Origin of the sequence: Pantoea dispersa (assembly GCF_014155765.1) — a bacterium.
Lineage (GTDB): Bacteria > Pseudomonadota > Gammaproteobacteria > Enterobacterales > Enterobacteriaceae > Pantoea > Pantoea dispersa.
Map to the genome: position 1 here is coordinate 770,799 of NZ_SCKT01000001.1, position 24,577 is coordinate 795,375.

General features: G+C 57.6%; 22 protein-coding genes. 10 read left to right on the plus strand and 12 right to left on the minus strand.

Annotation, left to right across the window (positions count from 1 at the left end; all coding sequences use genetic code 11):
* Window positions 1-106: 106 nt before the first annotated feature.
* Complete coding sequence (gene sulA, locus H7K56_RS03775; RefSeq protein ID WP_031279848.1) at window positions 107-598, plus strand: SOS-induced cell division inhibitor SulA; 492 nt, start codon at window positions 107-109, stop codon at window positions 596-598.
* Between the two features lie 348 nt (window positions 599-946).
* Window positions 947-2,020, plus strand: coding sequence for a porin OmpA (gene ompA, locus H7K56_RS03780; RefSeq protein WP_058769572.1), 1,074 nt, complete (start codon window positions 947-949; stop codon window positions 2,018-2,020).
* Window positions 2,021-2,089: 69 nt separating this feature from the next.
* Here ompA and matP read toward each other — a convergent pair whose 3' ends face one another.
* Window positions 2,090-2,557 carry a macrodomain Ter protein MatP gene (matP, locus tag H7K56_RS03785; protein ID WP_021508308.1) on the minus strand — a complete coding sequence of 156 codons (468 nt, stop codon included), beginning with the start codon at window positions 2,555-2,557 and terminating at the stop codon, window positions 2,090-2,092.
* A gap of 53 nt (window positions 2,558-2,610) precedes the next feature.
* Here matP and H7K56_RS03790 point away from each other — a divergent pair, with 53 nt between their 5' ends.
* Window positions 2,611-4,473, plus strand: a complete 1,863-nt coding sequence (locus H7K56_RS03790) for an AAA family ATPase (RefSeq protein ID WP_150360645.1) — start codon at window positions 2,611-2,613, stop codon at window positions 4,471-4,473.
* Between the two features lie 67 nt (window positions 4,474-4,540).
* Window positions 4,541-5,059, plus strand: a complete 519-nt coding sequence (fabA, locus tag H7K56_RS03795; protein WP_010616565.1) for a bifunctional 3-hydroxydecanoyl-ACP dehydratase/trans-2-decenoyl-ACP isomerase — start codon at window positions 4,541-4,543, stop codon at window positions 5,057-5,059.
* A gap of 66 nt (window positions 5,060-5,125) precedes the next feature.
* Here fabA and rmf read toward each other — a convergent pair whose 3' ends face one another.
* The 6 genes from rmf to rlmKL all read right to left on the minus strand — a co-directional run bounded on the left by rmf (window position 5,126) and on the right by rlmKL (window position 13,069).
* On the minus strand, window positions 5,126-5,293 hold the full coding sequence (rmf, locus tag H7K56_RS03800) for a ribosome modulation factor (RefSeq protein ID WP_150360644.1): 168 nt from the start codon (window positions 5,291-5,293) through the stop codon (window positions 5,126-5,128).
* Between the two features lie 267 nt (window positions 5,294-5,560).
* Window positions 5,561-6,127, minus strand: coding sequence for a membrane integrity-associated transporter subunit PqiC (gene pqiC, locus H7K56_RS03805; protein ID WP_150360643.1), 567 nt, complete (start codon window positions 6,125-6,127; stop codon window positions 5,561-5,563).
* Window positions 6,124-7,767 carry an intermembrane transport protein PqiB gene (pqiB, locus tag H7K56_RS03810; protein ID WP_021508311.1) on the minus strand — a complete coding sequence of 548 codons (1,644 nt, stop codon included), beginning with the start codon at window positions 7,765-7,767 and terminating at the stop codon, window positions 6,124-6,126. The genes pqiC and pqiB overlap by 4 nt, the downstream gene beginning before the upstream one ends.
* A complete protein-coding gene (gene pqiA / locus H7K56_RS03815; RefSeq protein WP_150360642.1) occupies window positions 7,739-9,022 on the minus strand; it encodes a membrane integrity-associated transporter subunit PqiA in 1,284 nt (427 codons plus the stop codon). Before pqiA ends, pqiB begins: the two co-directional genes overlap by 29 nt.
* A gap of 16 nt (window positions 9,023-9,038) precedes the next feature.
* The gene (locus H7K56_RS03820) at window positions 9,039-10,946 is read right to left on the minus strand and encodes an ABC transporter ATP-binding protein (protein WP_150360641.1); all 1,908 of its coding nucleotides are present in this window, start codon (window positions 10,944-10,946) and stop codon (window positions 9,039-9,041) included.
* Between the two features lie 5 nt (window positions 10,947-10,951).
* Window positions 10,952-13,069: a bifunctional 23S rRNA (guanine(2069)-N(7))-methyltransferase RlmK/23S rRNA (guanine(2445)-N(2))-methyltransferase RlmL gene (rlmKL, locus tag H7K56_RS03825; RefSeq protein ID WP_150360640.1), complete on the minus strand. Its 2,118-nt coding sequence runs from the start codon at window positions 13,067-13,069 to the stop codon at window positions 10,952-10,954.
* A 96-nt stretch (window positions 13,070-13,165) separates the two neighbouring features.
* Between rlmKL and H7K56_RS03830 the strand changes: the two genes are divergently transcribed.
* On the plus strand, window positions 13,166-14,275 hold the full coding sequence (locus H7K56_RS03830; protein ID WP_058769568.1) for a YcbX family protein: 1,110 nt from the start codon (window positions 13,166-13,168) through the stop codon (window positions 14,273-14,275).
* Between the two features lie 3 nt (window positions 14,276-14,278).
* Here the strand turns inward: H7K56_RS03830 and H7K56_RS03835 are convergent, their stop codons facing one another.
* The 5 genes from H7K56_RS03835 to H7K56_RS03855 all read right to left on the minus strand — a co-directional run bounded on the left by H7K56_RS03835 (window position 14,279) and on the right by H7K56_RS03855 (window position 19,518).
* Window positions 14,279-14,821, minus strand: coding sequence for a cell division protein ZapC (locus H7K56_RS03835; RefSeq protein WP_058759732.1), 543 nt, complete (start codon window positions 14,819-14,821; stop codon window positions 14,279-14,281).
* A 150-nt stretch (window positions 14,822-14,971) separates the two neighbouring features.
* A complete protein-coding gene (pyrD, locus tag H7K56_RS03840; RefSeq protein ID WP_021508317.1) occupies window positions 14,972-15,982 on the minus strand; it encodes a quinone-dependent dihydroorotate dehydrogenase in 1,011 nt (336 codons plus the stop codon).
* A 120-nt stretch (window positions 15,983-16,102) separates the two neighbouring features.
* Window positions 16,103-17,107, minus strand: a complete 1,005-nt coding sequence (locus tag H7K56_RS03845; RefSeq protein ID WP_058769566.1) for a glycosyltransferase family 2 protein — start codon at window positions 17,105-17,107, stop codon at window positions 16,103-16,105.
* Window positions 17,104-18,621 carry a lipopolysaccharide biosynthesis protein gene (locus tag H7K56_RS03850; RefSeq protein ID WP_150360639.1) on the minus strand — a complete coding sequence of 506 codons (1,518 nt, stop codon included), beginning with the start codon at window positions 18,619-18,621 and terminating at the stop codon, window positions 17,104-17,106. Before H7K56_RS03850 ends, H7K56_RS03845 begins: the two co-directional genes overlap by 4 nt.
* A gap of 102 nt (window positions 18,622-18,723) precedes the next feature.
* Window positions 18,724-19,518, minus strand: a complete 795-nt coding sequence (locus tag H7K56_RS03855) for a hypothetical protein (protein WP_031279850.1) — start codon at window positions 19,516-19,518, stop codon at window positions 18,724-18,726.
* A gap of 732 nt (window positions 19,519-20,250) precedes the next feature.
* Here H7K56_RS03855 and ssuE point away from each other — a divergent pair.
* The 5 genes from ssuE to ssuB are packed head-to-tail and all read left to right on the plus strand — an operon-like array spanning window position 20,251 to window position 24,518.
* Window positions 20,251-20,802 (plus strand): NADPH-dependent FMN reductase, encoded by a 552-nt coding sequence (ssuE, locus tag H7K56_RS03860; RefSeq protein WP_021508321.1) that lies wholly within the window; start codon window positions 20,251-20,253, stop codon window positions 20,800-20,802.
* Between the two features lie 10 nt (window positions 20,803-20,812).
* Window positions 20,813-21,772 carry a sulfonate ABC transporter substrate-binding protein gene (locus tag H7K56_RS03865; RefSeq protein WP_021508322.1) on the plus strand — a complete coding sequence of 320 codons (960 nt, stop codon included), beginning with the start codon at window positions 20,813-20,815 and terminating at the stop codon, window positions 21,770-21,772.
* 11 nt (window positions 21,773-21,783) lie between these two features.
* The gene (ssuD, locus tag H7K56_RS03870; protein ID WP_058775379.1) at window positions 21,784-22,929 is read left to right on the plus strand and encodes an FMNH2-dependent alkanesulfonate monooxygenase; all 1,146 of its coding nucleotides are present in this window, start codon (window positions 21,784-21,786) and stop codon (window positions 22,927-22,929) included.
* 9 nt (window positions 22,930-22,938) lie between these two features.
* Window positions 22,939-23,730 (plus strand): aliphatic sulfonate ABC transporter permease SsuC, encoded by a 792-nt coding sequence (ssuC, locus tag H7K56_RS03875; protein WP_125308465.1) that lies wholly within the window; start codon window positions 22,939-22,941, stop codon window positions 23,728-23,730.
* Window positions 23,727-24,518 carry an aliphatic sulfonates ABC transporter ATP-binding protein gene (gene ssuB, locus H7K56_RS03880; protein ID WP_021508325.1) on the plus strand — a complete coding sequence of 264 codons (792 nt, stop codon included), beginning with the start codon at window positions 23,727-23,729 and terminating at the stop codon, window positions 24,516-24,518. Before ssuC ends, ssuB begins: the two co-directional genes overlap by 4 nt.
* Window positions 24,519-24,577 lie beyond the last annotated feature (59 nt).

Below are 24,577 nucleotides of genomic sequence, written 5' to 3' on the forward strand. Positions count from 1 at the left end.
CCGATCTTGTGCGGAATTTGCGAGGCATTTTCAGAAATTGAGGTTGATCTTTATCCAGGAACTCATTACTGTATATTCATACAGTTCATTACTGAGTGATTAAAATATGCGTACTCAATACTCTGGCCCTGCTGATCGTGCTCACCGTTTCGCTGCGACGGGCTTAACGCAACCTTCTCTGGGTGGTATTACTGAACTGCGTTATAGCGAGCAGCCCGGCATCATGCCGCTGCTGTTACTGCCGGTCCTCAAGCAGCTGAGCACTCAGTCACGCTGGCAGCTGTGGCTGACGCCAGCGCACAAACTGAACCGCAGCTGGATGCAGCAGTCAGGATTACCGCTGGAAAAGAGTATGCATATTACGGAATCCGAGCGTTTAAGCACGGTTGAGAGCATGGTGAAAGCGTTGCGCACCGGCAACTACAGCGTGGTACTCGCCTGGATTCCTTATGAATTGAGCAATGAAGAGCGCCTGGAACTTGAGCAGGCAGCCGCCGAAGGCGAAGCGTTGGGATTGATTATGCGTCCTCAGGGGCGGGATCTTGCTCTGTCCAGACAGCCAAACAGCGCAAAAATTCCCTCTGATTTGTTTCATTAAGTAAAACTAAGATTTTTCTCACGCTATTTTTTCACAAAGTTGCGGCTAAGCCACTGATTCTTTTCCCGCCAGCTATGACAATGGCTTAGCCGCATTTTTCTTTTCTGGTAGCGAAAATTTTGCCATGTCATTTGTTAAAATGTGTGTATAAATCCCTGTTTTTTTATCCGCTGACGTCACATCATACTTGTAAGTTTCCAATCTCGTTGTAGACTTTACCTCGCCAGGGTGCTCAATAACCTCCGTTTTTTCGGTAGAGTCATAAGCGAGCGTTTAGACCCGGCGAAGGATTACAACCAAGAGCAACCTTTTTGCTCATTGCCTATTTGGATGATAACGAGGCGCAAAATGAAAAAGACAGCTATCGCAATTGCAGTGGCACTGGCTGGCTTCGCTACCGTAGCGCAGGCCGCTCCTAAAGATGACACCTGGTACACCGGTGCTAAACTGGGCTGGTCTCAGTATCACGATACTGGTTACTACGGTAACGGTTACGAAAACAACGACGGTCCAACTCACGAATCTCAGCTGGGCGCAGGTGCTTTCCTGGGCTACCAGGCTAACCCATACCTGGGCTTCGAGCTGGGCTACGACTGGCTGGGCCGTATGCCGAACAAAGGCAACGAAGTTAACGGCGCATTCAAAGCACAGGGCGTACAGCTGGCAGCTAAACTGAGCTACCCAATTGCTGACGATCTGGACGTGTACACCCGTCTGGGTGGCATGGTTTGGCGTGCAGACTCAACTCAGGCTAACGTAGCTGACGGCACTCGCATCAGCAACCACGACACCGGCGTTTCTCCGCTGGCTGCTGTTGGTGTTGAATACGCACTGACCAAAAACTGGGCGACTCGCCTGGACTACCAGTGGGTTAACAACATCGGTGACGCAGGTACCGTTGGTGCGCGTCCAGACAACAGCATGCTGAGCGTCGGCGTTTCTTACCGTTTCGGTCAGGACGAAGCTGCAGCTCCAGTTGTTGCTCCAGCGCCAGCTCCGGCTCCGGTTGTTGAAACCAAGCGTTTCACTCTGAAGTCTGACGTGCTGTTCACCTTCAACAAATCTACCCTGAAACCAGAAGGCCAGCAGGCTCTGGATCAGCTGTACAGCCAGCTGAGCTCAATGGATCCGAAAGACGGTTCTGTTGTGGTTCTGGGCTTCACCGACCGCATCGGTTCAGACCAGTACAACCAGAAACTGTCTGAGAAACGTGCTCAGTCTGTTGTCGACTACCTGGTATCTAAAGGTATCCCGGCTAACAAGATCTCTGCACGTGGCATGGGTGAATCTAACCCAGTTACTGGCAACACCTGTGACAGCGTGAAAGGCCGCAATGCCCTGATCGACTGCCTGGCGCCAGACCGTCGCGTAGAAATCGACGTGAAAGGTATCAAAGACGTTGTAACTCAGCCACAGGCTTAAGTTATCGCGCAATAAAAAACCCCGCTTCGGCGGGGTTTTTTTTGGCTTTTTATCACACGCAATTTTTTGCTATTCGTTATCCGCGCCGCCTTTACCCAGAATCGCCTGCAGATCCTGCTTCAGCGTCGACATCTGACTGGCATACTTCTCTTTGCGTTCTGCATCTTCGATCAGCTGAACGATGGTCTCTGACAGGGTGCTGTTACGACGCTGCGCCAGACCTGCCAGACGCTGCCACACCAGATACTCCAGATCGATCGATTTTTTCCGCGTGTGCTGATGCTCTGCGTTGAAATGGCGTTTACGCCGCGCGCGTATGGTCTGCTTCAGACGGTTTTCCAGCTCCGGATGGATATGCTTTGCGATCCAGTCACCGACCTCAACCGGGTTATTCTCCATCGCCAGCAACGTCTCTACCGCCGCCTGCGCAGCGCTCAGCTCAATATGCCGGGTGATCAGCTCACCTTCCCGATGCTTTTTCACCAGGTATTTCCACTTCCATCCACTTTCAAGATTTTCGAGTTGCTGGTATTTCATCGGAATCTCATCGTGATCACGTAACAAACTAAGAATAACAGCTTTTTTCCCGGATGCAGCAAGGAAAAACATGTTGCGGCCATCACAGTTCAGGCCGGAAGTGCGCCGTGCTTAACCGGGTTGAATCCTGTATAATCGCGCTTTTCCTGAACCAGACTAATGCGAATATTTTGACCAGCACTCAACTTACGTGGCAAGCCCTGCAGCCGGATAGCTCACGCTACCAATCACTTTTCTCAACCGTCTCTCTGGAAGATAGCGATACGCTTGCCGCGGTTCAGCCGCGTCTGCTGAATGCGCTGGCGCATTTACATCATCAAACGCTGGGTTTTCCGTTGCTGCTGTTACGCAGCCAGGAAAACAGTGATTATCTGGCGTGGATTGCCGAGGCGGCGCAGCGCTTTCAGCCTGACGAGGACGCGCTGTACGGCGGTGATTACCATGTGATGGGCGACAATGTCAGCCTGCAACCGCCTGTCGACGCCGGCCGTCCCTTCACCAGCACCGGCGGCGTGCATTATGCCGACTGGATTGAGTCCGAACAGCTGTTTGGCTGCGTGCGTCAGTATAAAGATCGCGTACAGCTGGAGCCCGGTCTGCTGCATCAGGCTAACGGTGGCACGCTGATTCTGTCGATCAATACCCTGCTGGCGCAGCCGCTGCTGTGGCTACGCCTGCGCAAAGTGATCGAGCTGGGTCGCTTCGACTGGTACTCACCGGATGAGCGCCGCCCGTTGCCGGTGACCATTCCCTCACTGCCGCTGCAGCTGCGTCTGATTTTATGTGGCGAACGCGAGGCGCTGGCCAGCTTCCAGGAACTGGACGTTGAAGTGCACGAAATGGCGCTCTACAGCGAGTTCGAAGAGAATCTCCAGCTGGTCGATGATGATGACATGGCCAACTGGTGCCGCTGGACGCTATGCCAGGCGGAACTGGCCGGTCTTACGCCACCCGAAGCTGATTTCTGGCCGCTGCTGATCCAGGAAGCGGTGCGTCTGACCGGCGATCAGGACACGCTGCCGCTGTGCCCGCGCTGGCTGCGCCGTCAGCTGCAGGAAGCCGCGCTGCACGGTGAGACACTGAATGGTGAGGCGCTGAAAGAGGCGCTGGAAGCACGCCAGTGGCGCGAGAGTTTCCTTGCCGACCGGATGCGCGATGAGATCCTGTTAAATCAGATCATGATCGAAACGGAAGGCGAAGTGGTTGGTCAGATCAACGGCCTGTCGGTGATTGAATTCCCTGGTCATCCACGTCCGTGGGGCGAGCCATCACGCATCACCTGTGTTGTGCACCCGGGCGATGGCGAATTTACCGACGTGGAGCGCAAAGCGGAGCTTGGCGGCAACATCCACGCCAAAGGCATGATGATCATGCAGGCATATCTGATTTCGGAGCTGGAGCTGGAACAGCAGCTGCCCTTCTCGGCATCGCTGGTGTTTGAGCAGTCTTACTCCGAAGTCGACGGTGACAGCGCCTCGCTGGCCGAGCTGTGTGTGCTGATCAGCGCGCTGGCAAACCAGCCGCTGAACCAGCAGATTGCCGTTACCGGTTCGGTGGACCAGTTTGGTAATGTGCAGCCGGTGGGTGGTCTGAATGAGAAAATCGAAGGCTTCTTCCACATCTGCCAGTCGCGTGAACTGACCGGCAAACAGGGCGTGATTCTGCCTGCCAGCAACGTGCGCCATCTCAGCCTCAGCGACGACGTGGTAGAAGCGGTGCAGCAGGGCCAGTTCCATATCTGGGCGATTGAGCGCGTTGACGAAGCGCTGCCGCTGTTAACCGGTATTGCCTGGCAGAGCGAAAGCGGCGACTCGCTGCTGAGCACCATTCAGGAGCGCATTACTCAGCTCAATCAGCAGGAAAACCGACCGCGGCCCTGGCCATTACGCTGGCTCAACTGGTTCAACCACAGCTGATTACATTGCCCAGCGTACAACTGTTCGCTAATATTCGGGCTTCACTAAAAGAAGGCATATTGAGAACATGGTAGATAAACGCGAATCCTATAGCAAAGAAGACCTGATTGCCTCTGGTCGCGGCGAACTGTTTGGCGAGAATGGCCCACCGCTTCCGTCTGACAACATGTTGATGATGGACCGCGTGGTCAAAATGACCGAAGACGGCGGCAAATTCGATAAAGGTTATGTGGAAGCCGAACTGGATATCCGCCCTGACCTGTGGTTCTTTGATTGCCACTTTAAAGGCGATCCGGTGATGCCAGGCTGTCTGGGTCTGGATGCTATGTGGCAGCTGGTTGGCTTCTATCTCGGCTGGCTGGGTGCGGAAGGTAAAGGCCGTGCGCTGGGTGTGGGTGAAGTGAAATTCACCGGCCAGGTTCTGCCGACGGCGAAGCTGGTTACTTACAAAATTCACTTCAAACGCGTCATCAACCGCAAGCTGGTGATGGGCGTGGCCGATGGCGAAGTGTTCGTCGACGGTAACCTGATTTACACCGCGACTGACCTGAAAGTGGGCCTGTTTAAAGACACTTCAGCGTTCTGACCCGCCAACAAAAACCTCCGCACGCAGCGGAGGTTTTTTTTCCTGTTTACAGACATCCGACGGTGCCTAAGCCACCGCCGACCTGTCCTCCATGGCTTGTCGCCAACCTCCCAACCAGTGAGACCGGGCATCGATCCTTTGATAAGGGCATATCTCTTTTGAGCGGCCGGTAATGCCTGCCTGATAGCCTCGTGAATGTGCTCGTTCCAGGCGGTCTCTCTTCTGTCTCTTCATACCTCGTTTCCCTCATTTCAGGTCTGGTGGAATCTGGTGGAAAGAAAGAGTGGTGAATTAATGTTCAACCACAGTAATGTTCTAACCTGTGGTGGGTGAAAGGTCAATGCGCAAAATTCACGCCAATGTCATCAATTTGCCGTGAAATCGACACAAATTCTTCAGTGCCGCTGCCATATCTGGCTGATTCCGCAATAAAAAAGTCCCTGATTTGCGCGCCGTCACATAACGGCAAATCAGGGACTTAGCATAAGCATCGAACAAATCCTAATTTAGCGTCACCACGCTGTTAGCAATTTGCTGTGCCGTTTGCTGCCAGCCGAGCGCCAGCGTGCGCACCAGCGCATCGTAGCCATCTTCGCTCTGCGGCAGCGTCAGATTAAAGCCATGTTTGATAAGCCGGCCTTGATGTTGTAACAGCCATTCACCGCTTACTACTACCTTGCCGTCATAGCGGCCGTGGAAGCCGGTGACGTGCACGCTGAGCGTATCGTGCGTGTCACCCAGCGGCTGACTGGCCACCAGCCGGCCGGGCAACGCCTGGCCGAGGTTACTTACCAGTGTCTGCTGCAGCTGCTGGTCGAGCGGACTGGCCCACAGATTATTGGCGGCAATCACGTACTTCACGTCGCTGGTTTGATAAACCAGCCCGTTGCCGGCGAGATAATCCGGCACGCTCACCTGTTCAACCCAAATCATCGGCTGGCTGGCGGAGGCGTCACTGCTGACGCGCGCCATATTGCTACCCGCAGGCAGCTGGTAATAAGTGGTGTCGATAGTGCTGCTGCAGCCCGCCAGCAGCAGCATAGCACCGATAATCAGCCCTTTTTTCACTGTTTCGCCCTCTTTGGCTGCGGATCCTGACCCGGTTTGGCTTCAAATACCAGCGCGTTGCTCTTGCTGTTGAGCGTTTTCAGCACCGGCTGCAATTCGCGCAGCACCTGGTCAAGGCGCTGCATATCGCCCACCAGTTTGTTATAGGCTGGCGATCCCGGCTGCAGCCCCTTCATGCTGCGATTAAGCTCGCGCAGGGTTTGCTGCATATCGGCCGGCAGCGTTTTCATCGCCGGGTTGGCGGTGATCTGATTGAGGTTATCCAGCGTTTTCTGCAGCTGCTGCAGGGTGCGCTGGCTCTCTTTCAGCGTGCCGGTGGCCTGGTTGATCATCGGGTTGAGCGGCAATGCGTTGATTTTATCCAGCGCCGCCATCAGTTTCTGCTGAATCTGGCTCAGGCCGCCGCTTACGGTCGGAATCACTTCCAGCCCCGCCACTTCGTTCGGTCCTTTGTAAGCCGGTGCATTGTCATAGAAGTCGAGATCGACAAACAGCGCACCGGACAGCAGGTTGCCGGTTTTCAGCGTGGCGCGCAGGCCACGTTTCTTACCATCCTGCAGATGCTGTTCAAGATTGAAGTCGCCACCCAGACGGCTGATAAAGCGGTCCGGCTCGATGCGGATCAGCACCGGCACGCGGTAATCAGTGTTCAGCGCCTGATTTACGCCCGGGATCATGTAAGGCACCTGAGCCACGGTACCAAGACGAATGCCGCGGAACTCTACCGGAGCGCCGACCTGCAGACCACGAATCGAGTCGCTGAAGAACATCAGGAAATCAGTGTGTTTGGTGTACAGCGAATCCTGAATGCTGCGCTGGTCATCATACAGATGGTAGTCGTCCTGGTTTTTGGCCAGCTCGCCGAGTTCCCAGCCGTCCGGCACGTCAAAGCTCACACCACCGCTAAACAGGGTCGTCAGCGAGCCCATTTCGACGCGCATGCCGGAAGCGGACATATCCACCGCAATGCCGCTGTCTTTCCAGAAGCGCACATTGGTGGTAATCAGGCGATCGTAAGGCGCGGCGATGAACAGCTGATAGGTCATCATGCGCTTGTCGGTATCAAAGGTGCTGGTTTCCACCGTGCCGACGCGATAGCCGCGGAACAGCACCGGATCGCCCGGATTAAGCTGGCCGGCTTTTTTGCTGTCAAGGATGACGCGAATACCTTTGGCATCCGGCGGTGCCAGCGGCGGCGCATCGAGCAGCTGATAGTGCTCTGGCTTATCCCCTTTGGCGCCGGGCTGCAGTTCAATGTAGGCGCCGGAGAGCAGCGTACCGAGGCCCGTCACCCCTTCCCGGCCAATCTGCGGCTTCACCACCCAAAACACGCTGTCTTTATGCAGCAGTTTTTCCATGCCGGCATTCAGGCGCGCGGTGATCTCCACATGGTGCAGATCGTCCGTCAGCACCGCGCTTTCGACGGTGCCCACGTCGACGCTGCGGCTTTTAATGGTGGTTTTACCGGCAACAATGCCTTCGGCGTTTTCGGTGATCAGCGTGACCTGCGGTCCCTGATGGCTGAAGTGATAAAACAGAATCCATCCGCCGATTAACAGCGTGACGATAGGTACGATCCACACCGGCGACCAGCGTTTAATCTGGTCGACGTTAGCAATGCCGTGTTGGTTGTCCGTCAAGACGCGGCTCCTTACGTTCAGTTTCCTGTAGGCGATCCCAAATCAGGCGCGGATCAAACGTCATGGCGGCGAACATAGTCAGGATCACCACCAGCGCAAACAATAGCGCGCCTGGCGCAGGGTAAACACTCATCAGCTGGCCCATGCGCACCAGCGCAGTAAGCACAGCGATCACAAACACATCAATCATTGACCAGCGGCCAACAAACTCCACCACCTCATAAATCAGGTGCATCTTCTCGCTGTCGCGCCGGCCGCGGCCGCTGGCGTGCCAGCACAGCCAGCCAATCGCCACCATCTTCAGCGAAGGCACCATAATACTGGCGATAAAAATCACCAGCGCGACCGGCCAGGAGCCATCGCTCCACAGCAAAATCACGCCGGCCATAATGTTGGACGGATACTGCGAGCCGAGCGTTTCGGTCACCATGATCGGCATAATATTCGACGGGATATACAGCATCACCGAGGTGATCAGCAGCGCCAGCGTCCACTGCAGGCTGTGCTGCCTGCGTGGCGCGGCGCTTACGCCGCAGCGTGGACAGGTTTTCTGCGCGGCCGGCAGAATCGCGGTGCAGCACGGACAGCTGCGCAACCCCTGCTTCAGTCCGCTGATGCCCGCCTGCGGCGTTTGCGCCAGCGGCGGCAGCGGATCGATCCGCTGCCAGACCCAGCGGCGATCGACGCACTGAAACGCACGCAGCTGCAGCAGACAAAACAGGCACCACGGCCAGAAGCTGCTGCCAAGGCCAATTTCACCGTAGGCCATCAGTTTGACGAAGCTGACCAGCACGCCGGCCATGAAAATTTCCGCCATACCCCAGCTGCGCAATTGAAACAGAATGCGTGCCAGCCCGAGTCGCAGGCTGTGCGGCAGGCGCACCGGATTCACCAGCAGCAGAATGGCGATCATGCAGAAAGCCGGAATGCCCTGCACAAACAGCAGGAACAGCGTGGCGAGGCTGCGATAATCCTCACGATCCATCACTTGCGGGATAGCCATCAGCGAGATCTGGCTGCTGAGCCCGGCCACATGCATGCTGATAAACGGAAACAGATTGGCCAGCAACAGCATAAACAGCGCCGCCAGCGCATAGCCGGTGGGACGTTTACGCGGTTCGTGCCAGTTAGCCACCAGCGTGGTGTGACAGCGCGGACAGCGCGCACGGCTGCCCACCGGTACGGCGGGCAGTTTTACGGTTAAATCACACTGCGGACAGAGCATCCAGTGCTGCGTCTGATGCGTGGCACACATGCTGACTCCCTCTGCGTTATGCGCCGTTTTTCAGCGCTTCCAGCTCTTCCCACCGTTCAAAGGTGGTTTCCAGCTCCTGCTCCGCCTGCGCCAGCGCATCCAGCACCGGCTGCGTTTTGTCGTGCGGCTGGCTGAAGAACTCCGGATGACTCATCTGCGCCTGCAGCTCACCGATACGCGTCTCCAGCTGCTCCAGCTTTTGCGGCAGCTGTTCCAGTTCACGCGTCAGGTTATAGCTTAGCTTGCCTGCGCTGCGTTTGGGGGCGTCGGCTTTTTCTGCCGGTTTAGCCGCTGCGCTTTTGACCGGTGCGGCTTTGGTCTGTTTGTAGGCGGCGCGCTGCTGCTGCGCATCATGGTAGCCACCGACGAAGGTACCGATCTCGCCGTTGCCTTCAAAGATCCAGCATTCGGTCACGGTGTTATCCACAAACTGACGATCGTGGCTCACCAGCAGCACGGTGCCTTGGTAGCCATCCACCAGCTCTTCAAGCAGCTCGAGCGTTTCGACGTCAAGGTCGTTGGTCGGTTCGTCAAGGATCAGCAGGTTGCTGGGCTTGAGGAACAGACGCGCCAGCAGCAGGCGGTTACGCTCGCCGCCGGACAGCGCACGCACCGGCGTCATGGCGCGTTTCGGGTGGAACAGGAAGTCCTGCAGATAGCCGAGCACGTGGCGCGGCTTGCCGTTGACCATCACTTCCTGTTTGCCTTCCGCCAGGTTGTCCATCACGGTTTTATCCGGATCGAGCTCCGCGCGGTGCTGATCGAAGTAGGCGATTTCCAGTTTGGTGCCGCAGTGCACGCGACCGGCATCCGCCTTCAGCTGGCCGAGCATCAGGCGCAGCAGCGTGGTTTTACCGCAGCCGTTCGGGCCAATCAGGGCGATTTTGTCGCCGCGCTGCACCTGGGTGGAGAAATCCTTCACCAGCGTTTTGCCGTCAACGCCGTAATCCACGTTTTCCAGCTCAAAGACGATTTTGCCGGAACGCGCCGCTTCACCGACCTGCATATTGGCTTTGCCCATCACGTCACGCCGTTCGGAGCGTTCACGACGCAGCGCTTTCAGCGCGCGCACGCGGCCTTCGTTACGGGTGCGACGCGCTTTGATGCCCTGGCGAATCCACACTTCTTCCTGCGCCAGCTTGCGGTCGAATTCGGCGTTTTGCATCTCTTCAACGCGCAGCGCTTCCTCTTTGCCGAGCAGGAACTGATCGTAATCGCCCGGCCATGACACCAGCTTGCCGCGATCGAGGTCGACGATGCGCGTCGCCATATTGCGGATAAACGAGCGGTCGTGCGAAATAAACACGATGCTGCCGTTGAAGGTTTTCAGGAAGCTTTCCAGCCAGTCGATGGTTTCAATATCGAGGTGGTTAGTCGGTTCGTCGAGCATCAGCACGCGCGGGTTGCTGACCAGCGCACGGCCCAGCGCGGCTTTACGCAGCCAGCCACCGGAGAGTGACGACAGCTCGGTGTCCGGCTGCAGCCCGATTTGCTGCAGCACATCGTTGATGCGGCTGTCGAGCTGCCACAGGTTGTGATGGTCGAGAATCGTCTGCAGTCGCCCCATTTCGTTGAGGTTTTTCTCGCTCGGATCTTCCATCACAAGGTGCGATATGGCGTGATACGCCTTAAGGTGCTCAGCCTGTTCGGCCACGCCTTCGGCAACGAAGTCGTACACCGAACCGGTGATATTGCGTGGCGGATCCTGTTGCAGCCGCGCGACCACCAAATCCTGCTCATAAATAATGCGGCCGTCATCCAGCGGCTGTTCGCCGTTGATGATTTTCATCAGCGTCGATTTACCGGCGCCGTTGCGCCCAACCAGACAGACGCGCTCGCCCTCTTCGATATGCAGTTCGGTGTTATCCAACAGCGGCGCATCGCTGAACGACAGGTAAGCGCCATGGATACTGATCAGTGACATAAAACTTATTCCTTACCGGCGTGGCTTACCAGCCAGCAGTTGTGAATTTGACGGTTGCGCGCAAAGTCCTGCGACAGCGTTTTTTGCGTTATTTCCTGCGCCTGCAGACCCAGACGCTGCAAGCCGTCCAGATCCATTTTGAAGCCGCGCTTGTTATTGGAGAACATAATGGTGCCGCCGCGACGCAGCATGCGCTTCAGGTTCTGCAGCAGCATAAGGTGGTCGCGCTGCACATCGAAGTCATCTTCCATGCGTTTGGAGTTGGAGAAAGTCGGCGGATCGATAAAGATCAGATCGAACTGCTCATCGCTTTCGCGCAGCCAGCTCAGGCAGTCCGCCTGCATCAGGCGATGCTGGCGCCCGGTTAATCCATTCAGGCGCAGGTTACGTTCGGCCCACTCCAGATAGGTGCGCGACATATCGACCGTGGTGGTGGATTTGGCGCCGCCCAGCCCGGCGTGCACGCTGGCGCTACCGGTATATGAGAACAGGTTAAGGAAATCTTTCCCCTGGCTCATCTGGCCCAGCATCTGGCGCGCGATACGGTGGTCGAGGAACAGGCCGGTATCGAGATAATCCGTCAGGTTCACCAGCAGCCGCGCGTTAAACTCCTGCACTTCAAAGAATTCGCCCTTCTCGCTCAGCTTCTGGTACTGGTTTTTGCCCTTCTGCCGTTCGCGGGTTTTCAGCACCAGGCGATTGGCCGGTATCTCCAGTACGCTCAGCGTGGCACCGATTACGTCAAACAGGCGCTGACGCGCTTTGGTCGCATCCACGGTTTTCGGCGGCGCGTACTCCTGAACCACCACCCAGTCGGCGTAGCGATCGACCGCCACGTTATACTCCGGCAGATCGGCGTCATACAGGCGGTAGCAGTCAATATTCGACTGGCGCGCCCACTTGTCCAGTTTTTTGCTGTTCTTACGCAGGCGGTTAGCAAAGTCTTCGGCAATCTGTGCGCCGCCTTCGGCGCTGTTCTCCGCCAGCTGGTAGTTCTTCTGTACGCACTCCAGCGGACCGTTTTTCGCTTTAAACTGGCGATCGGCGCGCAGCTGCAGGCAGCTGAGCAGCTCGGGTGAGGCGCTGAACAGCGACAAATTCCAGCCGCCAAACTGCTGTTTCATGATGCGGCCCAGCTGGCTGTGCAGCGCAATCAGCGCCGGCTCGCTCTCCAGACGCTCACCGTACGGCGGGTTACTCAGCACCGTACCGCGCATCGCTTCGCCCGCCAGCGGATTTTTCAGCTGCAGCACATCCTGCTGCGCAAAGGTGAACAGATCGAACACGCCGGCGCGGCGTGCGTTGGCACGTGCCCACTCCAGCACGCGGCCATCATTATCATAGCCAAAGAAGCGTGACGTGGTGGCGGCTGTGCCGGCGCGCGCACGCTGCAGCGCTTCGCTGCGCACCTCCTGCCACAGTGCATTGTTGTGGCGTTTCCAGCGGCTGAAGCCCCAGTGCGAACGCAGCAGGCCCGGCGCGCGATCGCAGGCGATCAGCGCCGCTTCAATCAGCAGCGTGCCGGAGCCGCACATCGGATCGACCAGCGGCGTGCCGCTCTGCCAGCCGGAGCGCATCACAATCGCCGCCGCCAGGTTCTCTTTCAGCGGTGCCTGGCCGGTTTGCTGGCGATAGCCGCGCTGATGCAGTGCGGTGCCGCTCAGATCCAACGCGATGCTAACGCGATCTTTGTTCAGCCACGCGTTAATGCGGATGCCCGGCTGCTCGCGATCGACACTCGGACGCTCCAGATTCTGCCGGGTAAAGCTATCGACAATCGCATCTTTGATGCGCAGCGCACCAAACTGGCTGTTGCGGATCACCTCATTGGTGCCGCTGAAGTGGATGGCGAACGTGGTGTTGCTGTCAAACAGCTCGCTCCACGGGATGCTTTGCGCGCCGACGTAGAGATCGAGATCGCTCCAGACGCCGAATTCTCCCAGCGGCAGCAAAATACGTGAAGCCAGACGGCTCCACAGCAGGCTTTGGTACATTACGCGGTCGTCGGCTCGGAAGTGGACGCCGCCCTGCACCACCTGCAAATCCTGCGCACCCAGCGCGTCCAGCTCAGTTTTCAACAGCTCTTCGAGCCCACGCGCCGTACTGGCAAACAGAGAATTCATATCGTCACTTTTACTCTTGCTAAAATTGTTGCGCATTATAGCGAATCAGCGTCCTATGTCATAAAGTTAGCTTCTTTTTGTCTGTACGGAGTTGTGATGATTACCCTGTCTCGCCTGTATATTCACCCGGTTAAATCGATGCGTGGTTTGCAGCTGTCACACGCGCAGGTGCTGGAAAGCGGTCTGGCCTTCGATCGCATCTTTATGGTGACCGAAGCGGACGGGACCTTTATTACCGCCCGCCAGTTTCCGGAGATGGTGCGTTTCACGCCCGCCCTGCTGCCCGACGGGCTATTCATCACCGCGCCGGACGGCAGCCAGGCGCTGATCCGCTTCAGCGATTTCAGCGCCCAGCCGGCACCGACCGAAGTGTGGGGCAATCAGTTCACTGCGCGTATTGCGCCTGACACCATCAACCAGTGGCTGAGCGGCTTTTTCCCGCGCCCGGTGCAGCTGCGCTGGGTTGGCACTGAGCCGTCACGCCGGGTAAAACGCTTCGACCATGTCCCGCTGGGGTTCGCTGACGGCTTCCCTTACCTGCTGGTCAACATGGCGTCGCTGCAGGATCTGCAGCAGCGCTGTCCGGCCAGCGTGCGGCTGGAACAGTTCCGCCCCAATCTGATCGTCAGCGGCGCCAGCGCCTGGGATGAGGACAGCTGGAAACGTATTAAGATCGGCGAGATCACCTTCGAGATGCCGAAGCCGTGCAGCCGCTGCGTGTTTACCACCATCGGCACCGAAAGCGGCCGCAAGCATCCGCAGGGCGAACCGCTCGCCACGCTGCAGCGCTTTCGCAGCGCGCAGGACGGCAGCGGTGATATCGATTTCGGCCTCAATCTGATTGCGCTTAACAGCGGCATCGTGCGCGTCGGCGATACGGTTGAAGTGCTGGAACGGCAAACGCCGCGCGCTTACGGTGCCGGTGAGGTGGTGGAAACGCTGCAGGCCGCCAGCAGCGCGCCGGCCGCCGTGACCATTGGCTATCAGGGTCAGCAGTTTGCCGGCGATAATCAGCAGGTATTACTGGAACAGCTGGAGATGCAGGGCTTTCGCATTCCCTATTCGTGTCGTGCCGGAATCTGCGGCAGCTGCAAAATGACGCTGGTGTCGGGTGACGTGAAGGCGCTGAAGCAGAGCGCGGTACGCGGTGACGGCACCATTCTCAGCTGCAGCTGTATTCCGAACGGAGATATCGAACTGGCGTAAGCGCTACACCGCGCGGGCGAAGGGCGCGCTGCTCTCCTGCAACTGCGGCTGCAGGCGATCGTTCATGATCTTGATGGCATCGCCGAGCTGCATCCCTTTGCCCGCCACCGTCAGCGCACTCTGCGCCAGCAGACAGAGCGCGGCATTCTCGCCGCTTTCGACCACCAGCAGCTGTGCCTGTTCGCCGCTGTCAGCCAACGTTACCGCCACCATATCGCCCGCGACGGGCTGCCAGCTGTGCGCATGGCTGGTGAAGTGCCAGCTTTTCGGCATCAGCGGCTTAAGGAAACGGCTGGCCACCAGCGCATTTAGCACCAGCTCGGCGCGCTGATCGCTTTTTAAACCGCTCTGGCGACAGCGCTCTTCAAAAGTAAAATAAAGCGCAGCGTCATCAACGCAAAAACCGCTGTCATTAAAGGCATCGGGCGTCAGCATTTTGCGCGAGAAGCGCGAGCGAAATAACATTCCATCGGCCAGATCCAGCATCATCCGGTCATGCTCTGCGTCAAAATACCAACGCCAGTTGTCATCGGGTTTGATTTTCATGGGGTGCCCTGTGGATTTACGCTGCGCTAAACGGCGCTTAAATTTAAAACATTGCTTTAAGGAAAAAGCTGAAAATTGTACGAACAGGACAAAATATAAACGAGCCGGAGGGAGAAATAAACCCCCCGGCCAGGGAAAGTGAGAAATGTCTTAGAGATGGGTCACGATATCTTTAATTAAACCCGGACCTTTATAAATAAAGCCCGAGTATATCTGCACCAGCGTTGCACCAGCCGCCATTTTTTCCCGTGCCGCGACCAGCGAATCAATGCCACCGACGCCAATAATAGGCAGACGTCCCTGCAGCTCCTGCGCCAGACGGCGAATCACCTCGGTGCTGCGCGACTGAACCGGACGGCCACTTAATCCCCCCGCTTCGTCGGCATATTTTAGCCCGCTCACCAGCGAACGATCGAGCGTGGTATTGGTGGCGATCACGCCATCTATTTCGTGACGCACTAAACTGTCAGCAACCTGGATCAATTCTTCTTCAGAAAGATCCGGCGCGATCTTCACCGCCACCGGCACATATTTAAGATGGCTTTCCTGCAGCGCCCGCTGTTTTAATTTAATCGCCGACAGCAGATCGTCCAGCGCTTCGCCATATTGCAGCGAACGTAATCCGGGGGTATTCGGTGAGGAAATATTGATGGCAATATAACCGGCGTGCGCATACACCTTTTCCATGCAGGTGAGATAATCATCTTTGCCCTGCTCTACCGGCGTGTCTTTATTTTTACCAATATTGATGCCGAGCACGCCTTTAAAGCGCGCCTTTTTCACATTCTCTACCAGGTGATCGACGCCGAGATTATTAAACCCCATGCGGTTGATGATACCTTCCGCCGCCACCAGCCGGAACATGCGGGGTTTGTCATTGCCCGGCTGCGCGCGCGGCGTCACCGTGCCCACTTCGACAAAGCCAAAGCCCATGGCGCCAAAGGCATCAATGCACTCCGCGTTCTTATCCAGACCCGCAGCCAGACCCAGCGCGTTCGGAAAGGTCAGCCCCATACAGGTCACCGGGCGTGACGGCAGCGACTGACGAATCAGCCCTTCCAGCGGCGTGCCGCTGATGAAACGTAACTGTTGAAAGGTGAGTTCGTGCGCGCGCTCTGGATCGAGCTTAAACAGCGCCGGCCGGACGATAGGATATAGCATGCACTCTCCTGAATGGCTGAAGCTTCGTGAAAGTCGGGTGCACGGGAATTTGTGCGCCAGAATGGTAAGGTGCTCTGGCGCAAAAGTAAATTACTCTGGGATGCAACAATTTGATCGGTATCAGCGTCGGGCGGAATAGCGTCCGAGACGATCGCGGCAGGCCTGTAAGCCGCTGTAAATCGCCGGGCAATACCACAGCAGTTTCAGACGCGCGTTGTGCTGTAACACTTTACGCACCAGCTGATTCACCTGCGGCTGCCACTCGGCGGGCACCGTCATGTGATTTTTGCGGATTTGCGTCAGGCAGCCGTGCATCACCGTCTGGTAATAGTCATCCAGCAGCGCCTCATCGTACGGCAGTTGCTGCTGCTGCAGGAACTGCTCACTGCCGGCGCGGGCGATAAAGTAATTTTTCACCCACGAGAAGTCGCGCGTGCTCTGCGACAGTGAACTCAGCATAAAGCGTTTGTAGTAGTAGCTCTGGCTGGTGCAGTACAGCGCGCGCGCCTGCAGGTAGAGGGCGAACATAAAGGGCGCGTCTTCATGGTTCTGGATCGGCAGAAACTGCAGATCGAGCTGGTCAATCAGGCGACGCGAGATGATGCTGCTCCAGATCACCCGATGCGCCGACTGATGCTGAATCAGCGTGCGCAGCGTGGCGCTGCCGCCCGGCAGCAGGCCGCTGACGTGGCGCTGATGGATGGTCTGATAATGGCGCTGCGGCGCTGGCAGGTCGAAAAACATTTTCGCGCCAAAGCAGAACAGATCAATCTCCGGGTGACGGGCCTGCACGCGGCGGAAATCGGCGAACAGTTCAGTCGAGACGAAGTCGTCGGCATCCATAAAATAGACGAAATCGCCGCTGGCTGCGGCCAGCCCCTTCATGCGCGCGGCACTGACGCCGCCGCGTCCGCCACTCAGCAGCGTCACCTGCGGATGCTGCGCAGCAAACGCCGTCAACCAGGCAACGCTGTCATCGCTTGAGCCATCATCAATAATGATGATCTCTTCCGGCGGCGATGACTGGCGAAGCAGCGACCCCAGGGTTTCCGGCAGCCAGGGCGCGCAGTTCCAGTTAGGGATAATTACCGAAACCGTCGGCGTGCGGCGTGATGTCATGCTCATCCTCTTTCCTCTGCGTTAACAAGCGGCGCGCGCAGGCGTTTTAGCACCAGGCTGTGTAACAGACAGCACACGCCAAGGTTAAAGGCCCCGATCAGCCCCAGCCACAGCAGGTTGATCCAGCGATTCTGGTTCCACTCAATGGGCAGCAGCGTGCTGAGCCAGGCAATCAGCGCCGAGACCGCCCAAATCAGCGCCACGTCGCGCGTCAGCCAGCTGAAATGGATACCCGGCGCAAAGCGGCGATGCACCAGCCACGCCCAGCCAACTAAATAGAAGATATTCTGCCCCAGCCACAGCCAGCCGGTGCCCAGCGCCCCGTAATGGACGGCACACCAGATGTTGAGCGGCACCAGCACGACGGCAAAACAGGTGAATCCCTGCATGTGCAGTTTCAGATTGCCGTTGACGTATTGCAGGTGATACAGCAGGCCGCAGATCGCCTGGATGCCGCTGCCGAGCGCATACAGGCTAAGCACGAACGCCATCTCTTCGACAATTTGTGGTTTCTGCGTCCACGCCCACAGCAGCGGTCCGGCATAGCAGGCAATGGTGATGCTGAGCGGGGCCATAAAAATTGTCACCGCCTGGGTGGTATAGCGATAAAGCTTCAGCGATTCGGCATCGCCCTGCTGACGGGTTTTCATGCCGGTCATGCGCGGCACAATCGCCTGCATAATCGGACTGCTCAGCAGCAGGATACCGGTCGCGGCCGTGGCGACCACGGTGAACGAGCCGTACTCGCTCAGCGGCAGGGTTTTTGACAGCACCAGCCGGTCAATCTGCGAAATAAAGGTCCACACGGCGCTGGAGAAGGCGGCGCTCAGCGCAAAGCGGATAAAGGGTTTGAGCACGCCTTTCAGGTCGTCGCGCTTCTCTTTGCGCGCTGCGCGGGGCACCAGCTGACAGGATTTCCAGATACAGCAGGCGGCTTCGGCAATCGACACCAGCAATTGCCAGATAAAGAAGGTCAGCAGCGGATTCGGGAACAGCTGGATCACCAGTACCGCGCCAAAAGTACGCAGCGTGGTAATGATCAGGTTCACGCCGTTGAGCCAGACCTGATGCTCAAAACCGACAATCACGCTGCGATACGGGCTGGTACGCCAGCGAATCGCGGCGGTGATCACCATGATCGCCACGGCCACCACCACATCGCCGGCGGGTAAGTGCTGCGCATCCAGCCAGTGCGTGGCAATCCATGGCGTCGCCAGCCAGCCGAGCACCACCAGCACCAGGGTGGAGAACAGGAAGAAGCGGGTCAGCGTGGCAAACAGCGCCGGAAACCAGACAAATTCTGCCTGATTTGCCCGGTAGCGTGCCGCCTCGCGCATCAGCGTGGTTGAAACGCCCGCGTCGAGCAGCTGCAGCCAGGTCAGCAATATAGAAAAGAAGCCCACGAGACCGTAAGCTTCCATACCTAAATGCTGAATATACAGGGGAACTACTAAAATACCTGACAGCGTCAGATAGATCTGGCCAACATAGTTGGCAATCGCGTTACGTTTGATAGACATAAAAACTCTGGCGTCTGGGTATTTTTCTCAGTGTTAACAGCGTGACACAAAAATACCTCAGCGCCCACGGGAGTAATTCTTAAAATTAACGCTGGCGCTATCTCAGCGGCTTTTTCTCATTTTCATCAGTGAGAAATAGAGGTCGGGCTGTTTCAGTAACAGTTTTTCCATTGTGCTCTGCGGTGAAAACTGATCGGCAAAGTAGCGCACCGCGTGCCGCACATTATTAGAGAACTGCGTTTCAGCGTTTAATTCCTGCTGTACCAGCTGTAATAACCCGCTGCGTAAATAACTCTGGCGATAACGGTTTCGCTCCGGAATAAAGTGTGACAAACGGGTGACCTTTTCATACTCCGTCATAAATTGCTGATAGCTGGGTGGCGGATTAACCGTGGTGACCTCATGCTCAGCGCGAGCATCCAGCAGCCATACCGTTTGCGTATTTAACAGGCCGGCCAGCATCACATCCTGAATGCGTACCAGCGGAGCGGCATTTTTCACCAGCGCGGCGCGCAGGATGACCGCATAGTTATTCTGCTGCCACAGGCGCTGCGCCTGCAGCTGCTGGAACAGCTGCAGCGACGACTGCAGGCCGCTGCTCAGTGCGCGTGGTGCCAGTGAAACCAGCATGCAGTTGAGCTCCGGGCGCTGATGGCTGAGCGTTGCCACTTCCTGCAACAGTGCAGCAGAGGGCGCAAAGCCGTCGGCGGCAAACAGTAAGAACGCGTCGTCGCTGACGCTCTCCGCCGCTGGCTGTGGCACAGCGGTAAACTGGCTGTGCGCGGCATCCGGCTGCAGCAGATAACACAATAGTGGATTAACGTTATCAGCCGCGACGCGCGCGGGCTGAGCGGCAACCGGCTCAGCCGGGTGCACTAACAGAGCAGACCTTCCCATATTCCTCTCCCTAAAAATAATACTGAATAATGGCCAGACAAAAATCCGCCCAATTAAGGCGCAAATAAGGCAGTGACTTTTTTTTAGCGTAAGAAAACTCAATCAATTATAAACAGCCCGCCGACGGCATGACTATTGGCCCTTGCCAGACTGGCTGTTTATTTGCCTTTTATTGTTAAGCGTCACTAAAGAAAGCCCCACTTAAGCGCAGAGGAAATTAGCAATACTCGTAACAGGAAACGTTGAGACATGGCTCAATTTTAATAAAAGGCTACGTTTTGACACACTTCCTCTTCAATTTAAGGCCAACTTAAAATGGAGCAGCGAAAACAGCAGGTGAGAAAAATCCTGGTGATAATTTTTAACTTAAGCCGCCATTTCTTCGCTACAGCTTAAATTACCTCATCTATTTCTTCTTAAGCCTGACGACAATGGCGCGCCCGGCGATATGTGTCGACGGTTACACCTCTGATTTAACCAGGCAACAGCGCTTTTAATCATTCTCACCTTGCCCGTGACGGAAGCCGCTAATGAAAACCCGGCAATCTGCGGGTGCAATTCAGATTAACCTTAGAGGCGCTTTTCCCTTCCTTTATATGAGCGAGCTATTCCCGCCTGACGGCTATCCATTGCCGGATAAATCATTTACGCCTCGCCGCCTGCTCTGTCAGGATTGAATGCATCAGTTCTCAATAATTGCTAATCAATAACTTTCAGTTATAAGGAGTGACCATGCGGGTTATTACGCTGGCGGGGAGTCCGCGTTTTCCTTCACGTTCTACGGCGCTGCTGAGTGTGTGCCAGCGGGCGCTGGAAGCGCGTGGCGTCGAGGTGATTCCGTGGAACATTCACAACTTTCAGCCGGAAGATTTGCTATATGCGCGCTTTGACTCACCGGCACTGACCGCGCTGAAAGCGGATTTAGCGCTCGCGGAGGGGCTGATCGTCGCCACACCGATTTATAAAGCCTCTTTCTCAGGTGCGCTGAAAACCCTGCTCGACCTGCTGCCAGAGCGGGCGCTGGAACATAAAGTGGTGCTGCCGCTGGCCAGCGGCGGCAGCGTGGCGCACATGCTGGCCGTTGACTACGCGCTGAAACCGGTGCTGAACGCGCTGAAAGCGCAGGAAGTCCTGCACGGCGTGTTCGCCAGTGATACGCAAATCACCCATTACGACCGCCAGCCTGAGCTGGATGCGCTGCTGAGCGAGCGCATTGATGAGGCGCTGGAAACCTTCTGGCAGGCGCTGCACCGTCGTCATCAACCCTATGCTCAGGCTGTATAAAGGAACCGCGATGAAAAGGATGTTAACCCGCTGGCTGCTGCCAACCGTTACCGCGCTGTTTGCCCTGACCCTCGCGGCTCAGGCTGCCGAAGCGCCAGCACAATTCCGTATCGGCTATCAGAAAGGATCGGTCAGCATGGTGCTGGCCAAATCGCATCGGCTGCTGGAGCAGCGCTTCCCGGCCACCAACATTCAGTGGATCGAGTTTCCGGCCGGTCCGCAAATGCTTGAGGCACTGAACGTGGGCAGCATTGACCTGGGCAGCACCGGTGATATCCCGCCGCTGTTTGCTCAGGCCGCCGGGGCGGATTTGCTGTATGTCGGCTCGGAGCCACCTAAGCCGCAGGCTGAAGTGATTCTGGTGCCGAAGGACAGTCCCATCCACAGCGTGGCGCAACTGAAAGGCCATAAAGTGGCGTTCCAGAAAGGCTCCAGTTCGCACAATCTGCTGCTGCGCGCGCTGGAACAGGCCGGGCTGAGCTTTAACGATATTCAGCCGACTTATCTGACGCCAGCCGATGCGCGCGCCGCGTTTCAGCAGGGCGATGTTGACGCCTGGGCGATCTGGGACCCCTACTATTCCGCTGCGCTGCTGCAGGGCAACGTCCGTGTGCTGGTGGACGGTAGCAAGCTGAATCAGACCGGTTCGTTCTATCTCGCCACGCGCAGCTTTGCTACCGATCACGGTGACTTCGTGCAGCAGGTGCTGCACACCTTTAGCGAAGCCGACGCGCTGACGCGTAGCCAGCGCCAGCAAAGTATCGATCTGCTGGCACAGGCGATGGGCCTGCCGAAGCCGGTGATCGCCAGCTACCTTGACCATCGTCCTCCGACCACCATTACGCCGGTCAGCGCCCACACGGCGCAGGCCCAACAGCAAACTGCCGATCTGTTTTATGCCAACCATTTAATGCCGGTCAAAGTCACCATTGCCGATCGCATCTGGCAGCCACAGCCGGCCCGGCCATAAGGAAATTTATCATGAGCGTATCCGTATTCTGGTTTCTTCCCACCCACGGCGACGGCCACTATCTCGGTACCGCCGAAGGCGCGCGCCCGGTGGACCACGGTTATCTGCAACAGGTGGCGCAGGCCGCCGATCGCCTCGGTTTTGGTGGCGTGCTGATCCCCACCGGCCGGTCGTGTGAAGATGCATGGCTGGTGGCCGCATCCCTGATTCCGGTGACGCAGCGCCTGCGTTTTCTGGTGGCGCTGCGCCCGGGAGTGATTTCCCCGACGCAGGCCGCACGGCAGGCCGCCACGCTCGATCGTCTCTCCAACGGTCGCGCGCTGTTTAACCTCGTCACCGGCGGCGATCCGGAAGAGCTGGCGGGCGACGGCGTTTTCCTCGATCACCGCGAGCGTTATGCCGAATCTGCGGAGTTTACCCGCGTCTGGCGCCGGGTGAGTGAAGGCGAAACGGTCGATTACGAAGGCAAGTACGTCAAAGTGCGCGGTGCACGATTGATGTTTAAAGCGGTGCAGCAGCCACGTCCACCGCTGTGGTTTGGTGGCTCATCGGATGCCGCGCAGGATTTGGCCGCGGAGCAGGTGGATGTCTATCTGACCTGGGGCGAACCGCCCGCGCTGGTCAAAGAGAAGATTGAACAGGTGCGCGCCAAAGCGGCGGCGCAGGGGCGCACGGTGCGCTTCGGCATTCGTCTGCACGTGATTGTGCGTGAAACCAATGAAGAAGCATGGCAGGCGGCAGACCGGCTCATCGCCCATCTTGACGATGCCACCATTGCTAAAGCGCAGGCGGCTTTTGCCCGCACCGATTCAGTCGGTCAGCAGCGCATGGCCGCGCTGCACGGCGGACGCCGCGATCGGCTGGAGATCAGCCCGAACCTGTGGGCCGGCGTCGGTCTGGTACGCGGTGGTGCCGGGACTGCCCTGGTGGGCGACGGTCCGACGGTCGCGGCGCGTATGCAGGAGTATCAGGATCTCGGCATCGAGACCTTCATTCTGTCTGGCTATCCGCATCTGGAAGAGGCCTATCGTGTGGGCGAGCTGCTGTTCCCGCATCTCGACCTGGCCGTGCCGGAAATCCCGCAACCCCGCGTGGTGCAGGCGCACGGTGAAGCGGTCGCCAATGATTTCACCCCGCAAAAAGTCGCGCAGAGTTAAGGAGTGCATATGGCAAAGGTCAATAAACAGCTGAGTAATGCCCTGCTGCCGTGGGCGCTGCCAGTGCTGCTGGTGGTGGTGTGGCAGATTGCCTCACAGGCCGGCTGGCTGTCGACGCGCATCCTGCCCTCGCCGGAGAATATTGTCATCACCTTCTGGCATCTCGCGGCCAGCGGTGAGTTGTGGCAACACCTCGCCATCAGCGGCTGGCGAGCGGCAATCGGCTTTGCCATTGGCGGTTCGATTGGTCTGATTCTCGGGCTGATTACCGGCACGTCGCGCACCGGCGAACGGTTGCTGGATACCTCGGTACAGATGCTGCGTAACGTGCCGCACCTGGCGCTGATCCCGCTGGTGATTCTGTGGTTCGGCATCGACGAGTCAGCCAAAATTTTTCTTGTGGCGCTCGGCACGCTGTTCCCTATCTACCTCAATACCTATCACGGCATACGGAATATTGACCGCGGCCTGGTGGAGATGGCGCGCAGCTATGGTCTCTCCGGCTGGAGCCTGTTTATTCAGGTGATTTTGCCGGGCGCGCTGCCGTCAATCATGGTTGGCGTGCGTTTTGCCCTCGGTCTGATGTGGCTGACGCTGATCGTGGCCGAAACCATCTCGGCCAACTCCGGTATTGGTTATCTGGCAATGAACGCCCGTGAGTTTCTGCAAACCGATGTGGTGGTGGTCGCCATCATTCTCTATGCCCTACTGGGCAAACTGGCCGACGTGACGGCACAGCTGCTGGAGCGTGTCTGGCTGCGCTGGCATCCGGCTTACCAATTGAAGGAGGAGAACGCATGAGCAACGCAACGCTAAGTCCGGCGCGCCTGAACCGCGGTACCCCGGTGGGCGTCAATGGCGTCACCAAGCAGTATGGCAATCGCACCATCCTGAATCATATCGATTTACATATTCCGGCCGGCCAGTTTGTCGCGGTGGTCGGCCGCAGCGGCTGCGGTAAAAGTACCCTGCTGCGCCTGCTGGCCGGGCTGGAATCCACCACGCACGGTGAACTGCTGGCGGGCAACGCGCCGCTGGCCGAGGCGCGCGAAGATACCCGCCTGATGTTTCAGGATGCGCGTCTGCTGCCGTGGAAGAAAGTGATCGATAACGTTGGCCTCGGTCTGAAAGGCCGCGAGTGGCGCAGCGCCGCGCTTGAGGCGCTGGCGGCGGTCGGTCTGGCCGATCGCGCACATGAGTGGCCGGCAGCGCTCTCCGGCGGACAGAAACAGCGGGTGGCACTGGCGCGGGCGCTGATTCATCGCCCCGGCCTGCTGCTGCTCGATGAACCGCTCGGCGCACTTGATGCACTGACGCGCATTGAAATGCAGGGCCTGATTGAGTCGCTGTGGCAGCAGCATAATTTTACCGTGTTGCTGGTGACGCACGATGTCAGCGAAGCGGTGGCGATGGCCGATCGCGTGCTGCTGATTGAAGAGGGTCAGATCGGGCTGGATTTGGCGGTGGATTTACCGCGTCCGCGCCGCAAAGGATCGGCGCGCCTCGCCGAGCTGGAGGCCGAGGTGCTGGATCGGGTGATGAAGCGGGGAACCTCAGAGCAGCCCCTGCAGTTCGCGCAGCAGCGTTAATTCAGGACGCGCGATAAATCGCGCCGCTACAGAGGATTGCAACTCTTTGTAGCGGCGCA